Origin of the sequence: Anaplasma ovis str. Haibei (assembly GCF_002214625.1) — a bacterium.
GTDB classification, from domain to species: Bacteria; Pseudomonadota; Alphaproteobacteria; order Rickettsiales; family Anaplasmataceae; genus Anaplasma; species Anaplasma ovis.
The window spans coordinates 151,242-174,096 of record NZ_CP015994.1 but is presented as its reverse complement, the minus strand read 5'-3'; the positions used below and the strand labels follow the sequence as shown (position 1 = coordinate 174,096).

General features: G+C 49.8%; 21 protein-coding genes and 1 tRNA gene. 11 read left to right on the top strand and 11 right to left on the bottom strand.

Annotation, left to right across the window (positions count from 1 at the left end; genetic code table 11):
• Nucleotides 1-2: 2 nt before the first annotated feature.
• The 9 genes from nusG to AOV_RS00730 form a co-directional block, all read right to left on the bottom strand.
• The gene (gene nusG, locus AOV_RS00770) at nt 3-563 is read right to left on the bottom strand and encodes a transcription termination/antitermination protein NusG (protein ID WP_075138745.1); all 561 of its coding nucleotides are present in this window, start codon (nt 561-563) and stop codon (nt 3-5) included.
• The gene (secE, locus tag AOV_RS00765; protein ID WP_075138744.1) at nt 553-753 is read right to left on the bottom strand and encodes a preprotein translocase subunit SecE; all 201 of its coding nucleotides are present in this window, start codon (nt 751-753) and stop codon (nt 553-555) included. Before secE ends, nusG begins: the two co-directional genes overlap by 11 nt.
• Nucleotides 754-775: 22 nt before the next feature.
• Nucleotides 776-849 (bottom strand) — tRNA-Trp (locus AOV_RS00760).
• 14 nt (nt 850-863) lie between these two features.
• Nucleotides 864-2,045 (bottom strand): elongation factor Tu, encoded by a 1,182-nt coding sequence (gene tuf, locus AOV_RS00755; RefSeq protein ID WP_011114180.1) that lies wholly within the window; start codon nt 2,043-2,045, stop codon nt 864-866.
• Nucleotides 2,046-2,056: 11 nt separating this feature from the next.
• The gene (gene fusA / locus AOV_RS00750; RefSeq protein WP_075138743.1) at nt 2,057-4,129 is read right to left on the bottom strand and encodes an elongation factor G; all 2,073 of its coding nucleotides are present in this window, start codon (nt 4,127-4,129) and stop codon (nt 2,057-2,059) included.
• 33 nt (nt 4,130-4,162) lie between these two features.
• Nucleotides 4,163-4,645, bottom strand: a complete 483-nt coding sequence (gene rpsG / locus AOV_RS00745) for a 30S ribosomal protein S7 (RefSeq protein WP_075138742.1) — start codon at nt 4,643-4,645, stop codon at nt 4,163-4,165.
• Between the two features lie 17 nt (nt 4,646-4,662).
• Nucleotides 4,663-5,037, bottom strand: a complete 375-nt coding sequence (gene rpsL / locus AOV_RS00740) for a 30S ribosomal protein S12 (RefSeq protein WP_010263054.1) — start codon at nt 5,035-5,037, stop codon at nt 4,663-4,665.
• A 184-nt stretch (nt 5,038-5,221) separates the two neighbouring features.
• Nucleotides 5,222-6,724, bottom strand: coding sequence for a metallophosphoesterase (locus tag AOV_RS00735; protein WP_075138741.1), 1,503 nt, complete (start codon nt 6,722-6,724; stop codon nt 5,222-5,224).
• A gap of 23 nt (nt 6,725-6,747) precedes the next feature.
• Entirely contained in the window at nt 6,748-7,287 is a 540-nt protein-coding gene (locus tag AOV_RS00730) for a hypothetical protein (protein WP_233497181.1), read from the bottom strand.
• A 285-nt stretch (nt 7,288-7,572) separates the two neighbouring features.
• Here AOV_RS00730 and AOV_RS00725 point away from each other — a divergent pair, with 285 nt between their 5' ends.
• Nucleotides 7,573-9,201, top strand: a complete 1,629-nt coding sequence (locus AOV_RS00725; protein WP_075138740.1) for a ribonuclease J — start codon at nt 7,573-7,575, stop codon at nt 9,199-9,201.
• Nucleotides 9,202-9,207: 6 nt separating this feature from the next.
• The gene (gene tolB, locus AOV_RS00720; RefSeq protein ID WP_075138739.1) at nt 9,208-10,533 is read left to right on the top strand and encodes a Tol-Pal system beta propeller repeat protein TolB; all 1,326 of its coding nucleotides are present in this window, start codon (nt 9,208-9,210) and stop codon (nt 10,531-10,533) included.
• A 24-nt stretch (nt 10,534-10,557) separates the two neighbouring features.
• On the opposite strand, the gene murD is transcribed toward tolB, so the two are convergent.
• A complete protein-coding gene (gene murD, locus AOV_RS00715; protein ID WP_075138738.1) occupies nt 10,558-11,925 on the bottom strand; it encodes a UDP-N-acetylmuramoyl-L-alanine--D-glutamate ligase in 1,368 nt (455 codons plus the stop codon).
• 449 nt (nt 11,926-12,374) lie between these two features.
• Between murD and AOV_RS00710 the strand changes: the two genes are divergently transcribed.
• Entirely contained in the window at nt 12,375-13,031 is a 657-nt protein-coding gene (locus tag AOV_RS00710) for a COQ9 family protein (protein ID WP_075138737.1), read from the top strand.
• Nucleotides 13,032-13,118: 87 nt separating this feature from the next.
• Nucleotides 13,119-14,657 (top strand): HlyD family type I secretion periplasmic adaptor subunit, encoded by a 1,539-nt coding sequence (locus tag AOV_RS00705; protein ID WP_075138736.1) that lies wholly within the window; start codon nt 13,119-13,121, stop codon nt 14,655-14,657.
• 241 nt (nt 14,658-14,898) lie between these two features.
• Here AOV_RS00705 and AOV_RS00700 read toward each other — a convergent pair whose 3' ends face one another.
• On the bottom strand, nt 14,899-16,527 hold the full coding sequence (locus AOV_RS00700) for an ABC transporter permease (RefSeq protein WP_075138735.1): 1,629 nt from the start codon (nt 16,525-16,527) through the stop codon (nt 14,899-14,901).
• Nucleotides 16,528-16,677: 150 nt separating this feature from the next.
• On the opposite strand from AOV_RS00700, the gene AOV_RS00695 reads away from it, so the two are divergent.
• The 7 genes from AOV_RS00695 (at nt 16,678) to sucD (ending at nt 22,822) form a co-directional block, all read left to right on the top strand.
• Nucleotides 16,678-17,379 carry a cytochrome b gene (locus AOV_RS00695; RefSeq protein WP_233497180.1) on the top strand — a complete coding sequence of 234 codons (702 nt, stop codon included), beginning with the start codon at nt 16,678-16,680 and terminating at the stop codon, nt 17,377-17,379.
• A 2-nt stretch (nt 17,380-17,381) separates the two neighbouring features.
• On the top strand, nt 17,382-18,398 hold the full coding sequence (locus tag AOV_RS00690; RefSeq protein ID WP_075138733.1) for an NAD(P)H-dependent flavin oxidoreductase: 1,017 nt from the start codon (nt 17,382-17,384) through the stop codon (nt 18,396-18,398).
• Nucleotides 18,399-18,584: 186 nt separating this feature from the next.
• Complete coding sequence (locus AOV_RS00685) at nt 18,585-19,217, top strand: SCO family protein (RefSeq protein WP_075138732.1); 633 nt, start codon at nt 18,585-18,587, stop codon at nt 19,215-19,217.
• A gap of 56 nt (nt 19,218-19,273) precedes the next feature.
• On the top strand, nt 19,274-20,290 hold the full coding sequence (locus AOV_RS00680; RefSeq protein WP_075138731.1) for a substrate-binding domain-containing protein: 1,017 nt from the start codon (nt 19,274-19,276) through the stop codon (nt 20,288-20,290).
• 106 nt (nt 20,291-20,396) lie between these two features.
• On the top strand, nt 20,397-20,660 hold the full coding sequence (gene rpsU / locus AOV_RS00675) for a 30S ribosomal protein S21 (RefSeq protein WP_075139435.1): 264 nt from the start codon (nt 20,397-20,399) through the stop codon (nt 20,658-20,660).
• Between the two features lie 102 nt (nt 20,661-20,762).
• A complete protein-coding gene (gene sucC, locus AOV_RS00670; RefSeq protein WP_075139434.1) occupies nt 20,763-21,929 on the top strand; it encodes an ADP-forming succinate--CoA ligase subunit beta in 1,167 nt (388 codons plus the stop codon).
• Between the two features lie 8 nt (nt 21,930-21,937).
• On the top strand, nt 21,938-22,822 hold the full coding sequence (gene sucD / locus AOV_RS00665) for a succinate--CoA ligase subunit alpha (protein WP_075138730.1): 885 nt from the start codon (nt 21,938-21,940) through the stop codon (nt 22,820-22,822).
• The last annotated feature ends 33 nt before the right edge of the window (nt 22,823-22,855 follow it).

Below are 22,855 nucleotides of genomic sequence, written 5' to 3'. Positions count from 1 at the left end.
AACTACCCCTCCACCTTTTGTATGCTGCTCAACTTGAATTCAATCTTGGTGAGCCTACCAAATATCATCACGCTTATTCCTGCGACCTTTTTATCCTCATTGACGTACTCCACTCTGCCGTTAAAGTCCTGGAACAGCCCGTCATTTATTACCACTTCATCACCTACTTCAAAACTACAAACCTCAGAAGCAGCCTCGTTAGGGACGGCCTTACACATGCTGCTACGCATCGTCTCCATTTCGGATGATGGTATAACTTTGGGCATACCCACATCATCTAGGAGAAAATTGGACACCTTGGGAACTCTACGCACGAAATTTATGGCGTCATCGCTAAGCTTCATGTACAAAAACACATACCCAGGGGACAGCTTTCTACGCATCGAAACCTTCTTGTTGTACTTTACCTTTGTAACCTCCTCGTACGGGATAAAAACCTCGCTAAAAACACCAGACATACCCAACTGCTGAGATCTCTCAAGAATCATCTGGGCAACCTTTTCCTCGCTGCCAGAAGACACCTGAACTATGTACCACTCGTGCCCACTATCATCATGCTGCATAAACAACCCCTAGCGCTATTTTAACAAGCCTCAAGAATACAAAATCCACGCAACTAAACAGAACGGACGAAACAATCACAGTAAGCAAGACTATAAGCAGGAACACAAACACCTCCCTCCTGGAAGCCCAGGAGACCTGCAACACTTCCTGCTTTACATCACACAAAAACCTAGCAAAGCTTCCTATCATAGCCAAAAACACTCATCACCTATGGCAGGAGCGACAGGAATCGAACCCATATCCTCAGTTTTGGAGACTGATGCTCTACCGTTGAGCTACACTCCCAGCTATACATCGCGCTACTCCAAAATCTCAGTTATGATACCGGAGCCCACGGTTCTTCCACCTTCTCTAACCGCAAATCTCAATCCCTTATCGAGAGCAACTGGTTTGTCCAGAGCTACCTCAATACTCAGATTATCACCAGGCATCACCATCTCAACCCCACTGGGCAGCTTTATGCTGCCAGTAACATCTGTGGTGCGGACATAGAACTGAGGCTGGTAGTTGGAGAAAAACGGAGTGTGCCTCCCACCTTCCTCCTTCTTTAGAATGTATACCTCTGCCTTGAACGCCTTGTATGAACGTATCTGACCTGGCGCACTCAATACCTGGCCTCGCTCCACATCTTCCTTCTTGATGCCCCTGAGTAGTATGCCAGCGTTGTCCCCAGCTTCACCTGTCTCTAGAGCCTTGTGGAACATCTCAACCCCAGTACATACCGTGCTCTGTAGATCCCTGAGACCTACAATGTCTACCTTGTCCCCTACCTTGATCACTCCTCTCTCAATCCTTCCCGTAACTACCGTGCCACGGCCAGGTATCGAGAATACATCTTCAACCGACATCAAAAATGGCTTGTCTTTCTCTCTAACCGGAAGCTCTATCTTCTCTAACGCCCCTACCAGCTCCATGATCTTCTCACTCCACGGACCGTCAGAACTCTCCTCTAACGCCTTTACCGCAGAACCCCTAACTACGTCAACCCCATCACCGTCATACCCATAGTTGCTCAGAAGCTCCCTAACCTCCATCTCAACTATCGATAGCATCTCCTCATCTTCTACTACGTCACACTTGTTTATCCATGTGACTATGTCTTTCACTCCTACCTGCTTGGCTAGTAGTATGTGCTCCCGAGTCTGTGGCATGGCACCGTCAGTCGCAGAAACAACTAGTATCGCTACGTCCATCTGTGCAGCACCCGTTATCATGTTCTTTATGTAGTCCGCATGCCCAGGACAGTCCACATGAGCGTAGTGCCTGCCCTCCGTCTCATACTCTACGTGCGCTGTAGAAATCGTAATGCCACGCGCCCTCTCCTCAGGAGCCTTGTCTATCTCATCGTACTTTACTACCTTGTTCGCTCCGCTAAGCCTCCTTGTCAATACCGTAGTAAGCGCAGCCGTTAACGTGGTCTTCCCGTGGTCAACATGCCCTATCGTACCTACGTTTATGTGCGGCTTTCTCCCTTCTGTCATAAAATTACCCACTACTTCTTCATTACATTATCTACAGCACTTTCCGGCACCCTCTCATAGCGAGCAAAGTACATACTATACTGAGCTCTACCTTGAGACATGGAGCGCAAATCCTTCACATACCCGAACATTTTGCCAAGCGGAATGAAGGCAGTGATAAGCTTGGCGTTGTTACGATCCTGCATCTCTGCAACCCTACCACGCCTGCTATTCACATCACCTATGACATCCCCCATGTACTCGTCGGGAGTGATGATTTCCACACGCATTATGGGCTCCAGTAGGACCGGACCCGCTTTGCTAGCCATCTCCCTAAACGCACCCTTAGCGGCCAATTCAAAAGCCAGTGGGCTGGAGTCAACCTCGTGGAACGCCCCATCAAACAGGGTAGCCTTGAAATCAATCACGGGAAAACCAGCTATCATACCCGTTTCTTTTACAAGCTCCAAACCGCTTTGGACCCCAGGTATATACTCCTTAGGAATAGCTCCACACGTGATCTTATTCTCGAACTCAAATCCAGAACCAGGCGGCAGTGGTTCAAACAGTATGTTCACCTTGGCAAACTGGCCGGCACCACCTGTTTGTTTCTTATGTACGTACTCAACCTCAGCAGATTTGGTTATTGTCTCGCGATACGCCACCTGGGGAGCACCTACCGACGCCTCAACGCCAAACTCCCTCTTCATTCTATCTACTATGATTTCCAGGTGCAGCTCACCCATACCCTTAAGTATGGTCTGCCCACTCTCAGAATTGACAAAAACTCTCAGTGATGGGTCCTCAGCAACAAGCCTGCTGAGCGCTGTACCCATCTTTTCCTGGTCTGCAGTCGACACTGGCTCTACAGCAATTTCCATAACGGACTCGGGGAAGTCCATCCTTTCGAGCACCACAGGAAAATTCTGATCACATAGGGTGTCACCGGTAGTGGTCTTTTTCAACCCTGCCAAAGCGGCTATATCCCCAGCCTGAATCTCAGAAATATCTTCCCTATTATTCGCGTGCATAAGCAAAATTCTGCCCACAGATTCCGTAACCCCCTTAGCGGAATTCAGCACCACAGACTTGCCGGTAAGCTTGCCTGAGTAAACACGAATGAACGTCAGACTCCCAACAAACTTGTCCACCATGACCTTAAAGGCAAGCGCAACAAACTTGCCATCTACGGAGGACTTTATAGTGACCACTTTCTCCGGATCATTGGCACTAGCACCCTCTATGGTAGGAACGTCACTGGGGGCAGGCAAAAAGTCAACCACTGCGTCCAGAAGGGGCTGAACGCCTTTGTTCTTGAACGCAGAACCACACAACACGGGAACAAATTTTGCGCCGATAACGCCGCTCCTTATACAACTCTTCAATAACGGAACAGAAACCTCGCCACCATCAAGATACAGACTCATAGCCTCGTCATTCATCTCAACTGCTGTCTCAACCAGCTTCGCCCTGTAATCCCGCGCCTTCTCCATCAGGTCACCAGGAATCTCTCCATAGCTGAACTTGGCACCTAATGAGTCCTCCTCCCATGTTATGGATCTCATCTCAACCAGGTCCACCACCCCCACAAAACTCTTATCTACACCAATAGGCAGCTGAAGTACAAGCGGCACAGCCCCCAGCCTGTCTTTGATCATGTCAACACAGGAATAAAAGTCCGCCCCAATCCTGTCCATCTTGTTCACGAAGCATATCCTGGGAACGTCGTACTTATCAGCTTGGCGCCATACAGTCTCCGACTGCGGCTCAACCCCAGCAACACCGTCAAAAACGGCCACGGCTCCATCAAGAACCCGGAGAGATCTCTCCACTTCAATGGTGAAATCCACGTGGCCAGGAGTATCAATAATGTTGATCCTGCAATCATTCCAAAAACAGGTAGTTGCAGCGGAGGTTATGGTTATACCCCGCTCCCGCTCCTGCTCCATCCAGTCCATAGACGCGGCGCCCTCGTGCACCTCACCTATTCTGTTCTGCTTTCCAGTATAGAAAAGTATGCGTTCCGTGGTGGTAGTTTTTCCGGCGTCTATGTGCGCCATTATCCCTATATTCCTACACCGAGACAGATCACCCTTACTACTCACCCTCCATGCCCCTTCCTAAAAACACAAAATTCACTAAAACCTGAAATGAGAAAATGCCTTGTTGGCTTCCGCCATTCTGAATTTCTCTTCTTTCATCTTGCACGCACTACCGCGCTTGTTGTAGGCCTCGAGAAGCTCATTACACAAACAACTCATGTAGGTCTTGTTAGTACGCTTCCTGTTGGCGCGCGCAGCCTTTACTATCCACCTGAGGGCGAGCGAAGTGGACCTGTCTTCCCTAACTTCTACAGGGATCTGATAAGTGACACCACCAACTCTCCTGGAACGAACCTCCATCCGGGGCATAACGTTGGAAACAGCAGCGTTGAATATCGATACCCCACTCTCACCGGCCAACTTAGACTCAGCCATTTTCAGTGCCCCAGACACTATCCTCTCAGCCAACGCTTTTTTCCCTCTGCTCATCACCACGTTTGTAAAGCGCGCAAGCAGGATACCGCCCGGACCCCCATCAGAGGCCACCGGCCTCCTAGAAACTCTTCGACGACGAGACATAAACCACCAAACAAAAACTAGACACCGCGCTTAACCCCATACTTGGAGCGAGCCTTCTTCCTACCTTGCACACCCTTAGCATCGAGGGCACCACGTACTATGTGGTAACGCACACCCGGCAGATCTTTAACACGCCCACCTCTGATAAGAACAACCGAGTGCTCCTGAAGGTTATGCCCCTCACCAGGTATGTACGCTATAACCTCACTACCGTACCCGGCGATCCGCACCCTAGCAACCTTACGAAGGGCAGAGTTGGGCTTCTTGGGCGTGGTAGTGTAAACTTTGACGCACACAGCCCTCTTCTGGGGATTGTGTTGGAGCGCAGGAGCTTTATTAGCCGACTCACGAGGCCTCCTAGGGCGACGCACCAGCTGATTAATAGTGGGCATGCAAAAGAACCTAAAACCACTTGAAAAGCGCTACCCACGTCCCCGGGGATAGCAAAGGCAGCTTCACTTATAAGGGAATCGTAAACCCCAGTCAATACAATTCTGATTTTTTTTCACCTATTCTTTACACCCAAAATAAGCGCGCAACACCGCGCACTATGCCACCTAAGCACGGTTGCTTCACCTACTTGTTACGTGGGGGTTCGCTGGAAGGCGTAACAACAGCGACCAAAAACTTCTTGGACCTCTCACCGCCGACGCTGTGAAACGTGACCGCGGGCTTCCCACCGCTTGTGACGGAGTGATCTCTGCCGTTATTAATGGGAATATCAACACTGCAGAACCCGAACCCGCCTAGCGTGCTTACATCGTCGATAACAAAGCCGGAAAGAGCCAGGCTTCTATACGCGGACTTTACCATCTTGTTTAGGTTGACACCCATGCTGTTTCCCCAGAGAGGCAAAAACTGGGCCTCTTCCCCAGGTTTTCTACCCTTTTTTGGTGCGTTAAGGTATGCACCCCCGTTACCGGATATTATCTGTGTTATTGACCTAACACCCCCACGGCCGGACTCCGGCTGAGAGTCTGCCTCACCCCCTTTGCCATGACGCTCGTCCCTGCGCACTGACAGGATCTGCGCAAAGTGCACGTGGCCAGAAACTACAGCAACAAACTCTTCTGGCATAACCTCCGCTATGGCCCTGGCCTGCGGAACATTGCCGTAATACTCCATCCCATACCTCCAATAAGCCCACAGAGGCCGATGCGTTAGTAGCCACATCTGTGAGCTTCGGGTTTCAGAGTTTATACCTTTGAGGAATTTCTGCCGCATAATTTTAACGTCGCTACCGCGATAAAAAATCTCGTCACTTGATGAGGAATCATATACATAAAACCCTACATCACCCATATCCCAATGTTTTAGGTCAAAAACCCATGGATCGGTGATTTTCTCGCAGTTTTTGTAGCGCTGCTCCGAAAGCGGATAAGCGTCCAGATACCGAAACCAGCCTTTATGAGCCCGGCTGCAACTTTCGTGATTTCCACGGACAAAAAGGAAAACAAGCTTGTCAGACACCGATTGCAGTGGCGACAACCAGTCTTCTATCCAGGTTGAGGATCTATCCCCGTAAATGTGTTTGTCGCACTTTGACTTATCAGTGCACTCCACCTCCCGGTATAGGTAGTCTCCAACGTGCACAACTAGGTCAGGGTTCTGGTTTGCAATTCCGCTTAGCACATCCCGTAGCGGCCACTTGTTTGGCGATTTGCAGTCTTGCTCTAGCAACCTTGATACTCTACATCCCGTATCCCCAACAAAAACAACCCTGGCGAGCCCATCGCGCTGGTTATGGTTAGCATGCACACTGATGTCTGGCAATATTCTGTCGCCAATTTTTATCACCCTGGGAGTGGAGGACGGGGAAAGTAAGCTCTCACACACCCGGTCTTCGAACACCCCGGGTTCGGGATGCGCCCTTGTGCCCATCTTAACAACGCGGGAGTCAACATGCAAATCTGGGCAGCTCTCACCCGAAGGTACAACCGCCCTGATGCTCAGCTTACTGCCCACTGCAATTTGAGACCAGGAAAATAACACCTCCGCAGCCGACCATGCGGGCAAAACGCATAGGGCAAGCAGCAACGCGCAAGCCCCTGAAAGCCAGGCACGCAAAGCTATAGACATGGCGATTATCTCACTACAAACTACTACAAAACTGCGCTGACTTCAAAGCCAGGCACACCGACTTTGGAAACCGCGTTCCCGTTTATCCGCAACGCTACATCACACACCAGATCGCCAGACCTACCGTTAATAGTAGGCAGGCAACCTGCGCACAACCCCGAAAGCGCAAGCAACGTTCTGCAGACAACGTGCGCACACCAGAGCAATAGAAGCGCAGAGCAAATGACCACGCATGTATCTGGCATCCATCCGGGTGTAAACTCACTGGTAAAACCTGCCCCCAAAAATAGTACGGAATACAAAAACGCTGCTGAAAGAACGATATGCATCAAGTCGTACAGCATGGGCGCACAACGTACCGGATACACTGGCTGTAGCTCTCCGCTACTAACGCATTTCCCCAAACAGTCATACCGGGTGGCAAACAGCAGCGCAATCGCCATGGTGAGCCCAGACAACGCAAGCATAGCGACCTTCACGCACTCAGAACCCAACAGCCAGTAGTTGCTCACAAGTAGCAGCAAAACTGCAGTGGCCTGCAGAAGACGGAGGAGTGCCCACATCTACACCATACCATAAGCTGTAAAACCACGCCCCATAAGCAACCATCAAAAACCGAGCGGGCAAAGCCACCACCCGGTATGGAGAACACGCCACGACAACCCAGGTGGCATCCGCAGGCAAGCAATTAATACCAAAGAACCTCTGCAACAACAAATGCGAGACGGCTTGGTACGGGTCATTTATACCTTCTCCAAAATGCATAAGCAAATGTTTTTCTTTAAACACACGCACATATGTGCTATCTATGGCCCGTATTTAGGTTGTGATGTTTTGTAACTTTAGTAATGGATTTTGGTAGCGGGTTTTTCTTTCTGCCCTTGGGTGGCGTAGGCAAAATAGGTATGAACGTCACGCTGTATCATGCTCATGGAAAGTGGATAATTGTTGACCTGGGTTCCGGGTTTGCTGACGGCGATGCGATGCCGGGAGTGGACATGGTTGTTGCCGATATCAGCTTCATAAAGAAAAAGCGCAAGGATTTGCTCGGAATAGTTTTGACCCACGCACATGAAGACCACATAGGAGCTGTACCTTACTTGTGGGCAGATCTAAGGTGCCCCGTGTACACCACAAAGTTCACCGCAGCCCTGCTTAGGGCGAAGCTGGCTCAGTTTTCTATGGACGTCCCCATTGAAGAGGTGGATCCGGCATCTAAGCTGGAGCTGGGGCCTTTTGTGCTTGAGTTCGTCCACATGACGCACTCTACTCCCGAGATGCACGCAGTGGCCGTTCATACTGATTTTGGGAGTGCGCTCCATACTGGAGACTGGAAGCTGGATAGTGACCCTGTTGTAGGCCCCATGTCTGATTTAGACAAGCTCAAGCGGCTTGGAGACGATGGGCTGTTGGCTGTAATTTCTGACTCAACCAATATATTTACCGAGGGTAGGTCGGGCTCTGAAGGAAGTTTGTATGAAAACATTCTTAGCATAGTGAAGGCGAGCAAACGCAAAGTGGCTATCGCGCTTTTCGCCTCGAACATCGCTAGGATCTGTACGCTTAGCAAGATTGCCAAGGCGTCTAACCGGAAGGTTGTTGTTCTGGGTAGGTCGCTAGCAAGGGCGATACAGGCCGCACGAGATTGCGGGTATATTGATGATGCCACAGAGTTTGTCGATGCAAAACAGGCTGGGAGCATACCGGCCAAGAACATACTATACCTCTGTACTGGTTGTCAGGGTGAACCGCTTGCCGCAACTGCTAGGCTTGCTAGCAAGTCTCACCCCTTAGCCGAGCTTGGTGAGGGGGATACTGTAGTTTTCTCTTCAAAGATAATTCCGGGCAACGAGAGGCGCATCTTCGGAGTTTTCAACAAGCTTGTGAGGATGGGCGTTGAGGTGGTGACGGAGTTCACCGAGGGCGTGCACGTATCTGGGCACCCATCCCGGGAGGAAGTTCGCACTCTGTATTCCCTGACGAGGCCGAAGTTGTGTGTTCCCGTACACGGGGAATATATGCACATGTATGAGCATGTTAAGCTAGCCAAGGAGTGTGGTATAAAGGGTTGTGTAGTTTCGGCTCCCGGAGACGTTATTGACCTGGTTGAGGGCAAGAAGGTAGGCTCCGTAGGCTGTGGGGTTTTTGGAATTGACGGCAACTTTCTGCGTCACCCTGAGGGCAGCGTGATGTCTGCACGCAGGAAAATGAAGAATGCCGGAATGGTGGTTGTTACCCTGCTTATGAATAGAGAGCATGAGTTGGTCAAAGAGCCAATGGTCATTGCCCCAGGAGCATTAGACAGTTCTGAGGACAGGGTACTATTGAGCGAAATGGCTAGAAAGATCGGCTCTGGGCTTTCTAACTCAAGGCCGAGAAACGTGAAGAGTTATGTCAAGGACGTAGTATTCGGGTCCCTGAAAGGTATTTTGAAGGGCAGACCGCTGGTTGAAGTGCAGATGGAGTACGTGTGGTAGGTTGAGGTGCGGATTTTCTTCTTTGCTTACGTACTTCCTGCCGTTGCCGTGTTTCTGTTGGGTTGCCAGGGAGCTGTGGCCGCGCTTGGTGTTGACATCACAAAGGGTAATACCGAAAAGGTCAAGATCTCAGTAGCCCCGATGCATTCTTCCACAAACCTGGAGAAGGAGATAGGAAAGAGCTGCATCAGGGTGATGCTGCGTGATTTGAACAGCACCGGAATCTTTGATGCAAGCTGGAAGTTGCCCGCTGGGGGTTTTGGTACCACATCGGAAGGGATGCCTGATTCTGACGCTTGGACGTCTGTGGCTAGGGATGTTCTGGTAACTGGAAGCATTAAAGAGTTTGCTCAAGGCAGGGTGAAAGTAAAGCTGTTCATATGGGACGTGGCCTCAGGTAGGCAGCTGTCCGGCAAATCCTTCAACTTTGCGACGGGGAATTGGCGGCGTGCCGCACATTCCATGTCTGATAGCATATACAGCAGAATTACCGGGGAAGGCGGGTATTTCAACACTCGCATAGCGTACGTGGCAGAGACGGGGTTGCCCGGGTCCAGGAGAATCGCAATAATGGATCAGGATGGCGCTAACAACATATACATTACCGGCAGGGGAGAGTTCGTCTCCACCCCCAGATTTTCTCCCGATGCGCGGAACCTGGTGTATATGTCATATGCAAAATCCGGTGGCAGTGTGGTGCTGCATGACCTGGAAACTGGCTACTCAACCGCGCTTGGAGGGGTTAGAGGGGTAAACTCCTCGCCAAGGTTTTCCCCGGATGGTAGGCATGTTTTGCTGTCAGAATCTGCGCAGGGTGCAACAAATATATATTCGATAGACCTGAAAAGCGGTAGGTCTACCCGGCTTACCAATGACAAGTCCATAAATACCTCGGCTTCCTATTCGCCGGACAGGAAGTATATAGTTTTCAACTCTGACAGAAGTGGAAGGCCACAGCTTTACGTCATGAATGCGGATGGCACGAACCAGCGCAGAATTAGTTCTGGCAAGGGCGGGTATTCTGCCCCGGCGTGGTCGCCCAGAGGAGACTGGATAGCCTTTACCAAAACCGAGGGAAAGAGTTTCCACGTGGGGATTATGAAGCCTGACGGAAGTGATGAGAAGCTTTTGGCCAAAGGGTATATAGTTGACAGCCCTTCTTGGTCCCCAAATGGCCGAGTGATTCTTTTCACGCAGCAGGATCCTCCATCTGCAACTCACCCGTTCAGGTCCAGGCTTGTAACTGTCGACATAACTGGCACCAACACGCAAATTTTAGATGTCCCGACGAACGCCTCAAACGCCCATTGGTCACCTGTACTGCACGAGTAGCGTAGAGCAGAAAGCACGCCGTCTTTATTGTGCGGTGGTCTCGCGTAACTCGTGGGGTTCTGCAAGTTCGGCTACGGCTGCGCAGAACGCCTCTCCCCTTTCCTCAAAATTTTTCCACTGATCTAGCGAGCTGCAGGCGGGAGACAGCAGGACAGTGGCCCTGGTCCCACTTGCAACTGCCTCAGCAAAGGCAACTTGCACAGCGCTATAAACATCATAACACATGACATGCTTAATTTGGGCTTTATGCAGGCTTACAGCGAACTTATCTGCTGCTTCCCCCACCAAGAAGGCCTTGCTTATGCGGTTTGCGTACAAGTCAAGAAGAGGCTCTATTCCGCCATCCTTGCTCTTCCCCCCAACAATCCAGTACACATTTTCCCTACCCATCAGAGCCTTCGCAACTGAAGCGGCGTTTGTCGCTTTGCTATCGTTGACGAATGTCACGTTAGCAATTTCCGCAACAACTTGGTTGCGATGCCGCAATCCAGGAAACTCCCTGATGGATGCAATAATCACTTCATCAGATACTCCCAGGCTCTTCGCCACGGCATAAGATGCAGCAATATTCTCGGCATTGCTGGCACTGTCAATTTTAAGGTCACCAATCTCCGCAACCCTGCCCTGAAAGTGTATGTGGCCGTCCAGTACGGATACGCCTTTACCAAGTTTTTCCTCGCAGGAAAATTCCACCATATTCTCTACATTCTCACATAGACGCGCAGTGTTATCGTCCCCACAGTTGGCCACTAACAGGTTACTAAGTTCCAGTATTCTCCCCTTCGCGGCAATATAGTCAGCCATGCTTGAATAAACGTCGAGGTGGTCTGGTGTTATGTTGAGTATTACCCCAATATCCAAGCTTACCCCGTGCATAAGCTCAAGCTGATATGAAGAAAGCTCCAGAATATACGTCGCCTTTCCCTGAGGAAGCGAGAGCACCCCCTTCCCGCCTATATTTCCTCCCGTCTCTGAGTCAATCCCCGCACGGTTTAAGATCCACCCAATTAGCTCTACAGTGGTAGATTTTCCGTTGGTACCAGTTACACCTATTAGGCGCGCTGGCCGAGAGCGGCAGAATATTTCAACATCGGAGGTTATGCGACAACCCACACGGTTGGCTAGCCTAACAACCCAATGCTCGTTGTGGCAAGAGTGTGGAACACCTGGGCTCAGAATTAACTCAGAAATTTCATCCCACTTATACTCATAAGGGTGCACAAACTCGCATCCAGCAAAAAGTTCCCTGCTCTTACGCAAGACACGCTCATCGTCATCCCAAGCCAGAACACGCGCACCGCTTTGAACCAAGGAACGCATGGTAGAGGTCCCTGTTTCCCCCAAACCAAAAACAGCAACTTTTTTCCCGCGATAGTAGGGCAGCAAAGCCATATCTTTAATCTACCTACCCCAATGACACCAACCTACAACCACGGGGCGGCATGGTACAGGTAAGTACTGCAGCTGTCAATACGCCGAACCGCCGCATCAAGCAAGTAGTTTAGGAAAGTTACATAAATAGCACAACAAAGACATAGGTTCTGGAATTGGCTGATGGATGCGCGCCTTCCCCGCACCAAAGATGTGGGCTTACCCCATTGACGAAATGTGCCATCCGTAGGCTTCATAAATGCTTGATACCGGCCCACACACTTGCAGGTTGTTCTATGCTGGCGCATTCATGGCAAATTGCCACCTAGTACATATTGGCTCAGTCAGACCATAACCCCTTCGGTAGGGCATTATACCCTTCTATTGTTGGCGCAGCACATAGTAAACTAATTGAATGTATTTCGTACACACACGTGATACAATTCCGCAGTTACTAATCTTGCTTGGCTATGGAGCATACTACAGACGCGTCGCACAGCTTTGAAAGCCGCGAAGTACGCAGGATAAGTGACGAGGCTATATCGCTCATGTCACATATGGGGGTAAGTGACGAAACCCTGCGTGAGGCCTGCAAGAGGCTGGGTTTGGAAAACAGTTTTTGCAAGTTCCACAGGGGCATCCACGACGTGTTGGAGTATTTCCATGAGGAGCTGATAGAATCCGTGACCCGCTCTTTCCAGAACAAAAGCCCGGATGAGTTACCTAGGGTGCGCGATAAAGTCGGCTACTTGTTGGAGCTGTGCATACTATACAACGCTTCTCTGCCAAATTCCAAACAGTTGGTGAAGTCTATGCTTAGCTTTGCTCTGCTACCCCACAATACCTGTTTTTTTGCTTCTCTTGTCTTCAAAGTTATGGATGCAGTTTGGCATTTAGCCGGGGATTCCGCAACTAATTTTAGCTACTACACAAAAAGGTGGACGGCTGGCTCTGTCTACATTTCGTCACTTGTCTATTTGGTGCAAGATTCCTCTGAAAATGCCTCTGAGACCCTGTCCTTCATGAGCCGACGCATCGAGGCGGTGTTGGCACTGCACAAACTGAAAAATTCTGTCAAAGGCATGCTGCCGAGGGTATTTAAGGTTTTTGACGTACACTTCGATTAGCCAAAGCGTGTTTGGCATCTGTGGTAAATACAAAAATAAATTTCTGCGGTGGCCTTTTCGTGGTATTAAGTCTGTTCTGTTCTTTCCATGCCCGGAATTATGTACGGTAAAATTGCTAAGGCAGTGTCCATGGCGAGGTTGGACTTCTCCTTGCCTAGACTGCTAGGACACAACTCCCTACACAAAGAAAAAGAAAATGGCGCCGGGAGGTTCAAGTTTGTAGAAAAGTCACTATCCCTAGTAGATGGGATCATAAGTTTCATATTTAGAATAGAAAAAAAGGGCGAGAATGAGGCTCTCAAGGCCTCATGGGGCCCATTACTTGTTGGATTAGTTGTTGTGGTAGCGTTCTTCGGCTTCTTCGGCGTATGGGCAGCAACTGCACCACTAGATGGCGCCGTCATAGCACCTGGAGAGGTAGTCTCGTCGCTAAATAGGCAGGTGGTACAACATCTTGAGGGGGGCATAATCCACCAGATACTAGTGCAGGACGGGAACGTGGTTAGTAAGGGCCAGCCCCTTGTGCTTCTTAACGATACAGCAGCAAAAGCTAACCTGGGGATAATTAAAGAGAAGATGCTGGTCCTACTTGCGACAGAGGCAAGGCTGCTAGCAACTAAAAACCGCTCCGGGAGTATTGACTTTCCCCCAGGAATCCGCGATTTGTCAAACGCAGATGTGGTAGATAAGGTACTGGGAAACCAGAGGGAGTTGTTTTACTCTCAGAGAAAAAGTGTATCCGGTCAGCTGAGTATATTAGAGCAGCGCATAAAGCAGTTAAACCAGGAGCTGTCGGGGCTGGCCGCTCAGCTTGAGTCAGAAGAAAAGCAGTATAAGTTGATCAGCGAGGAGCTTGAGGCGAAAAAGAGTTTGCTCAAGGAGGGGTACATAAGCAAGCCTTACATACTAAACCTAGAACGTGCGCACGCCGACGCAGAGGGAAAGCTTGGCCATATCCGGGCTAAAATTGCAAGTGCGGAACAGAAAATTGGAGAAAATCAGTTGGAGATGATCCACATTACAAATACATTGCTTGACAGAACAAACTCCGAGCTTAAGGAAACCGACGCCTCAGTGACCGACCTAAGAGAGAGGTTAATGGCCGCTGAGGACGTGCTAAAGCGCACGGTGATCAGATCTCCGCAAAATGGCATCGTTACCGGGCTAAGATACCACACGGAGGGGGGAGTTATACCCCCAGGGGGCGCAATACTTGAGGTGGTGCCAGCGGATGATGACCTCATAATAGACGCTAAAATGCCCACCAGGAACATAGAGGAAGTTCTATCGGCAAGGGCCGTTGAAGAGAACTTGATCACCAGCGGGGAGCACAGTGGATTGCGAGCCAAGGTCAGGCTCAGTGCTTATAATATTCGTAAGTTTGGGCTAATTGATGGCATAGTGACTCAAGTCTCGGCAGACGCATTGACTGACCCGAGCGGTGCAAAGTATTACTCACTGAGGGTGGTGATTCCTAAGTCAGCTCACTCAGGAAAATTCAAAAACCTCAAGCTGTACCACGGAATGCCTGCGGAGGTGTTTGTGGTAACGCGCTCACGCACTTTATTAAATTATCTTTTGACGCCCATAACTAGCACCTTTGAGAAGGCATTCAAGGAGAGATAAAGCAGTGGTTGACCGACTGCTAAAACAACAGCTGCCGGCCGGGCCGTGTTAAGTTTGTACTGATATAGCAAACCTCAGGTGCACCACCACCCAGGCATCACAACTCCCCTGCCCCTTCTAGTCGAGGCCAGAATATGCTATGTTTAAACCTATACATGGCTATGAGCGATGGCACTTTGCGTTGCTGTGGTACACTGGAGCCGCATTTTACAGTACGAACAGCAACGCGCTCTGTACCCGTTCAGGGCACATACTCATTTATTCTGTTCTCACGTACCTTGTCGTTTTGAAATACTTGGCAAAGCACAATCACCGATAATAGCCCCATAAGCACGATTGCCAGCGCATACGGCGCGGCATCCATAGGCCTTTCATCCGCAACCAGTTCGTATATGCGCGTGGCCATAGTTTCAAAATTGAACGGTCGTATTATCAGGGTTGCAGATAATTCCTTGATAGTATCAACAAATGCCAATAAAAAGCCTACCATCACGCTTTTTTTGATCATGGGAATGTGTACCCTAACGCAGGTTGAGGTGGCACCGTGCCCCATCAACATCGAAGACCAGTCTACCTCTCTGGGAATCTTGTTTAGTCCAGATTCGATCGGGCCTACGGATAGGGCAAGAAACCTAAACGTGTAGGAATATAACAAACCAACTATAGTGCCAATGAGCGCAACATTGAGAAACCTCTCGCTAATAAGCTGAGACAGCTTCCCTAGCAAAATAACAATCCCAACCGCGGTTATGGTGCTGGGAATCGCATATCCCATGGAGACGAACCTCACAACGTAAGACAACCCCTGCCTACCCCGGGTAAGGCATAGCATAACTATGGCTATTGTAACCACTATGGTGGCGGTTATAAGCGCGATTCCCACACTATTAAGCACCACAGGAAAGAACTCAGCGTAGTTTATGGTAGGTAGCCTCTCCAGCGTCCAGTATATTAGCGGCGCTACCGGTAGCACGAACCCCAAAAACACTGCCAGCAGGCACACGAAGTATATGAATGCTATGACCAACTTGCTGTTGAAGTGCCACCTGTAGCAATAGTTCGTGTTCATTTTTATGGCAGAGTAGGAGTCCTCATCACGACGCAAAAACTTTTCCGCCACCATGAGCAAAAATACGAAAAAAAGCGCCAAAAGCGCCAGTATACACGCGGAGTACTTATCGTGTAAAAGAAACCAGTGTCTGTATATTCCCGTGGTAAGCGTATTTATAGTCAAAAATTGTGGGGTGCCGAAGTCTGCTATCACTTCCATCAGTACCAGTGACACACCTGCAACCATAGAGGGCCAAACTGCAGGAATCACGACGGATGTCAAAATTTTGTACCTAGAGCAGCACAGCGTGGTGGCGACGGCTACGCTGTTCCTAATCGCGATAAATGCTGTTCTGGCAAGCATATACACGTATGGGTACAAGTTAAACCCTATAATTAGGGTGCAAAACGCCAACGATTTTACATCAGGAAAGTAATAGTCGCCCTTCTCCCAATTAAAAAATTCCCTCAGCGCGCTTTGTACTGGACCAGCAAACCCGAACATGTTCACATATACATAGGCGACTATGTATCCAGGTATTGAAAGCGGCAAAAATAGCGCCACCTCAAATATCCTACGTCCGGGAAACGAGTAGTAAGTTATGAACCAAGCACTCATAACTCCTATAAGCGCTACTACGGCCCCAACACCTACCATGAGTGCCCCAGTATTAAAAACATACTCGGGTAGTAGAGTGGCAAGCAGACCGAAACCCTTTCCGCTCTCCGCAAAAAATACAACCACCAGGGAGAAGACAGGCGAAGCGAAAACCAGCGCCAGTATCACAAAAAAGAGATGCCTAGAAAACCTCAACAACACTACGGCACTGACACTCCCTCAACCAACTGTCGTGGATTATAGTTTATATTTTTACTGGCACCACTGAAAAATTTCCGGAAAAGTTTGCGGGAAAATACAACTAAAAAATCGATACATCAGCGCCTGCGCCATCAGTCCGAAATATAAGCGATGCTCGTAACAGGATTGCGCTGCGCTATAACAGTTCAACCAGATGCACAAACTGCGGCAATATTATGCTCGCACTATCTTGGATATGGCGCGAGCAATCTACACAGATTTTTGTTGCCGCGTGGGCAATCTCGTGGTACACACGCGCTGTCTTTGTCGAGTGCAGGGGTTGTCATGGTGGGCGACAGGTTTTCTTTGCCAGTCAGAGTTCTTCACTGGGTTATGGCTTTGGGAATCATCGGAATTTTGACCTTGGGGTTTCTCATGGTGTACGCTCCCCCCGCTGACGAGCCGACCAAGAGGCTGATGTTCATGGTGCATAAGGCATGTGGAATGGTGGCGCTGGCCTTGTTGGGAGTTAGAGTTGTGTTGCGTCTTCTTTCCACTACTCCGCCCTATCCGGAGGGGATATCAAGAACCTCCATTGTCCTCGCAAAAGCAACTCATTTCGTGTTATATTTGCTCATGCTGTGCGTACCTGTGTCAGGGTATATTATGTCGTCAGCGGCTGGGCATCCGGTGTACATGGTATACTTCTCAGTACCGGCCATAGTGCCGAAGAACGAGTCAGTCTCAGCATTCTTTTCCGGTGTGCATGAGGTTGCAGTTTTCACGCTCGTTTTCGTCGTTGTGTTGCACATTCTCGGGGCAGTAAAGCACGTAATCTTTGATAAAGAAAACGTTTTTAAGAGGATCATCTGAAAGTGCTTTCACGTTTGTGGAAGAAGGGGGCGGACTTCCTAGGCAGTGAGTTCGCTATCATGGGAGGAGCAATGAGTTGGGTGTCAGAGCCCAACCTTGTATCTGCCATTTCAAATGCGGGGGGCTTCGGAGTATTGGCCTGCGGCGCAATGTACGCTCAGGAGCTGCAAGCCGCAATAGAGGAAACCCAGCGGCTAACTGACAAAAATTTTGGAGTCAACTTAATCGTTATACACCCAGATCTGGATAACCAGATCGAGGTCTGCGTGCGCGCAAAGGTTTCTCACATAGTGTTGGCAGGCGGGATCCCAACCAGCAAAACCCTAAACTTGATCAAGCGGTCCGGAGTGAAAAGCATGTGCTTCGCACCTTCGCTTGCCGTTGCGAGAAGGCTGGTCAGAATGGGAGCAGATGGGCTAGTGATAGAGGGCATGGAAGCGGGTGGTCATATCGGCCCAGTTAGCACTTCGGTACTAGCTCAGGAAATCTTACCCTTTTTCCGGAAGAGTGAGCAATTGAGCGACTTCCCGGTTTTCGTAGCCGGGGGTATAGGCACGGGAGACATGATAAGCAGCTATCTGAGCATGGGGGCGAGTGGTTGCCAGATAGGAACTTTGTTTGTGTGCTCGCATGAATCTAAGGCACATCCTAAATTTAAAGAGGTGTTCATAAAATCCTCTTCCAGAGACGCAGTGCCATCTGTACAACTTAGCAAAGACTTCCCCGTAGTACCGGTAAGAGCCATAGCAAATGAAGCAAGTACGCGCTTTCTCGAATTACAGCGCGAAGTAATATCGCTATATAACCGCGGGGAAATCTCGAAAGAAGAGGGGCAGCGCAAGATTGAGAGGTTTTGGGCCGGGTCATTGAGAAGGGCTGTTATTGAAGGTGACGTGCATGATGGCTCCTTGATGGCCGGGCAAAGCGTTGGTTTTGTGACGAACATAAAAAGCGTCAAGCACATTATGGAAGATTTGGTCAAGGAAGCAGAAAGCTGTCTGGCGCTTTCCGAACGTTAGACCTCAACTTTATGTTGTATAACCACACACACCCTTTCGGGTTAATTGCAAGGTTGGCTTTGTGTTGGCATACTCAGTGTGCTATGGCTGCTTGACCAATCTGGGCATAGGTGCTACGATTGCGCCTGCTCATTTTTGCCGTCCGGCAATGTGGCGCATTTTTGAGTGTTCGTTGGAGTGTGATAGATGAGAATTTTCAAGATTGTGTCTAACCTGCTGCTGCTCGTTGCTGCCGTGTTCCTAGGATACTCTTATGTGAACAAGAAGGGCATTTTCAGTAAAATCGGCGAGAGGTTCACCACCTCCGAAGTTGCGAGCGAGGGCATAGCCTCCGCATCTTTCAGCAATTTGATTAACCACGAGGGGGTCACCGTCAGTAGCGGCGATTTTGGCGGCAGGCATATGTTGGTGATATTCGGCTTTTCGGCCTGCAAGCGCACGTGTCCTGCTGAGTTAGGAATGGCTTCTCAACTCCTCAATAAGCTCGGCGACCATGCCGATAAGTTGCAAGTTGTGTTCATAACTGTTGATCCGAAGAACGACACTGTCGCAAAGTTACGGGAGTATCACAAGGCCTTCGACGCAAGAATTCAGATGCTCACAGGTGAGGAAGCGGACATAAAGAGCGCGGTCGAGAACTACAAGGTGTACGTGGGTGACAAAAAGGCAAGTGATGGTGACATCGATCACTCAACCTTCATGTACCTAATCAATGGGAAAGGCAAGTACGTTGGGCATTTCGCGCCAGATTTTAATGCGTCTGAGGGCCAAGGCGATGAGCTGTTTAAGTTTGTCAGCGGTCACATGCTTAATTCTTAGTTAAGCATGGCAGTGGTACATTTCGTGTGTTGTCCTTGGTGAGGCAGTAGGAAAGTATGGGGCTTTGGGGGTTTTCCTTTGTGGCGCTTGTCGCACTTGCGTTAGGAGCTGGAGCTGATCAGATTAGGGTAGTCGGCTCTTCTACCGTGTTCCCCTTTATTTCCTCTGTCGCCGAGGAGTTCGGTAGGTTCTCCGCCTATAGGACCCCGGTCATAGAGTCTGTGGGCAGCGGCATGGGCTTTAACATGTTTTGCGCTGGCAGCGGCAGTGATACACCAGACATAGCGATGTCCTCTAGGCGCATCAAGGATGCGGAGGTCGAGCTTTGCGGCGTTAACGGCGTGAAGGACATGATCGAGATAGGTTTGGGCTACGATGGCATAGTAGTAGCAAGCGCTAAGCAAAAGGAGGAAGTTGATTTTTCCTTGGTGGACTTGTTCGGCGCTCTAAGCAAGTACAGCCTGTCTGATGAGTACGGTAAGGTTCCCATAAACAAGCATAGCATGTGGTCGGAGGTGCGTCCCGGCTTGCCTGAACATGAGATCGAGGTTTATGGCCCCCACAAAAATACCGGAACCTATGATATTCTTGTCGACACCGCAATCAGCGGGGTATGCATGAGCGCTAAGAACTTTGTAGACTCGTACCCAAATTTGGAGGAGAGAAAAAGGGTTTGCAGCAGCATAAGGAATGACGGAAAGTACATAGAAGTTGCCACTAGTGAGAACGTGGTGATACACAAAATATCGAAGAACAGCAATGCTTTTGGTATATTGAGTTTCAGCTTCTTGGTGAAGAACCAGGGAGAAATACAAGGAAATAAGGTTGCCGGCGTTGAGCCCAACTATGACACAATATCTTCCGGAAAGTACGTGCTGTCCAGGCCAATTTACATCTATGTGAAGAGGGAGCACCTGCAAAGCACCCCTGGGTTGAAAGAGTTCGTCAAGGAGGTGCTGCGCCCAGAGTCGATCGGGGGCTCTGGATATTTGGTAAACCTGGGCTTCGTGCCCCTACAGAAAGAACAGCTAGAGCAGACAAGCCGGAAGGTGAATGAGCTTCTGGAAGGGTGATGTTGTTGGCTGTCCGACGGTAGTCCCAGGTAAGAAAAAGTTTGACCACATGGGCTGTTGTGTTATCATGTGGCTCCGTATCGTTTAGTCTTTGAGAGGTTTTGGTTTGGTTGAGGTTGTCGTATATCATGGAGATATAGAACAGGGCATACGTACCCTAAAGAAGAAGCTTCAGAGGGAGGGTAAGCCGCGGCAGATGAAAATAACTCACCATGAGAAACCCTCTGAGAAGCGCGCCAGAAAGAGGGACGATTGCGAGCGAAGGCGGAAAAAGCTTCACGGCGCATCTTCTGAGCCCAAACTTGGAAGATTTCAGATAAGCGCCAGACATTTCAATATTTGCAGGCCTCTAATCTCTGATGATGGGTAGTTTTTGCGGCCTGGGTTTCCCACGTTGGCAGCGTAGTCCATATGCACCCGCTGCTGCCGTCGTGTTTGTGTGCGGTCTTTGTGTTTTGCAGGAGCGGTAGTTGTGAACGTTCATGAGTTTCAAGCGAAGGGTGTTTTGAGTAGCTTCGGTGTCACCGTGCCCCGGGGTGTCGTGGTTGAGTCAGTCGAGGAGGTTGATCGCCTGCTAGGAGATCTGGCTCCAGGCCCGGTAGTGGTCAAGGCCCAGATCCACGCTGGAGGCAGGGGTAAAGCCGGAGGTGTCAAGATAGGAAATACCAGAGACGAAGTGAAGTCGCTCGTGGAGCAGATGCTGCACTCCGTTCTGGTAACCCACCAAACCTCCCCTGAGGGGCAGAAAGTCAATAAGGTTTACCTGGAAGAGGGAGCTGACATAGGCAAGGAGTACTACATAGGTGCGGTTGTAGATCGCGGCGTTGGTAGGGTTAGCGTTATCTTCTCCAGCGAGGGCGGTGTTGATATCGAAACGGTAGCAAAAGAGCGTCCCGATATGGTTTCCGTTGTACATATTGATCCCCTGTATGGTTTCCGTTCCTTCCATGGGCAGGAGTTGTGCCGCCGGTTTGGCCTTGGTCCAAAGCAAGTCTCTGGTGTCGCGTCCATGGCACGCAAGATTTACAAAGTTTTGGTAGAAACAGACGCGAGCCAGGTAGAAATCAACCCCTTGGCTGAGACATCTAGTGGTGAGTTTCTCGCGCTGGACGCGAAGATCGCGTTTGACGACAATGGGTTGTACCGCAACCCAGAAGTTGCAAAACTACAAGATCCAGATGAGTACGCAGTCGAGGAGCTGGAAGCTGCAGAGCACGGGCTGAGCTACATAAAGATGGACGGCAATATAGGCTGCATGGTAAACGGCGCGGGCCTTGCTATGGCAACTATGGACATAATAAAGTACTATGGTGGAGAGCCGGCAAACTTTTTAGACGTGGGCGGGGGCGCAAGCCAAGAGGCAGTGCGTGAGGCTTTCAATATAATACTACAAAGCGGTGTGAAGGGCATACTGGTAAACATATTCGGCGGTATTATGCGCTGTGATGTAATAGCCAAAGGCATAATAGAATCCACCAAGGAGATTGGTGTGGACGTACCGCTCGTGGTCAGATTGTCCGGTACTAACTTCGAGATTGGGCGCAAACTTCTAGACGATTCTGGTCTTGGAATAACCGCAGCAACAGACTTGGACGAGGCCGCCAGCTTTATTGTTAAGATGGTAAATGAGAGAAGGTAGGAGAACGCATGTCTGTTTTGGTGGACAAGTACACAAGGGTTATATGTCAAGGCCTTACCGGCTCTAATGGGACTTTTCACTCCGAGCAGGCAATCGCCTATGGCACCAAGATGGTCGGCGGAGTAACCCCTGGAAAGGGCGGCACTACACATCTTGGGTTACCAGTGTTTGACACCGTGTTACAGGCAAAAGCCGAAACTCAAGCAAACGCGAGTGTAATATACGTCCCTGCCCCGTACGCTGCTGATGCAATACTCGAGGCTATAGAAGCTGAAATTGAGCTAATAGTTTGCATTACAGAAGGCATACCCGTTCTTGATATGGTGCAGGTTAAGCGGGCGCTTGCTGGCTCTAAAAGTCGGATGATTGGTCCGAATTGTCCTGGAATAATAACACCAGAAGAGTGCAAGATAGGCATTATGCCGGGGTACATCCACAAAAAGGGTAACATAGGAGTGGTCTCCCGTTCTGGAACCCTAACCTATGAAGCAGTAGCTCAGACCACAGCGGTAGGGCTGGGCCAGTCAACTTGTATAGGAATCGGGGGGGACCCAGTTCATGGGATGTCGTTTCTAGATTGCGTGCAGCTGTTCTTAGAAGACGAGGAAACGCACGGTATTGTTATAATAGGCGAGATAGGAGGCTCTGAGGAAGAGGAAGCGGTAGAGTTTCTCCAATCTTCAGGCACAAAAAAACCTGTGGTCGGCTTTGTTGCCGGGCAGACTGCTCCTCCAGGCAAACGTATGGGGCACGCCGGTGCCATATCCTCTGGAAGCTCGGGTACAGCCAAGGGTAAAATCGAGTTCATGAAGCGCGCTGGGGTTGCTGTGGCAGAAACTCCGGCAGTAATAGGTAAAACTGTTCTGGATGTCATGGGAAAGCGTAGTTCGTAGCCACACAACCCCATTGATCACATCAACCGCATC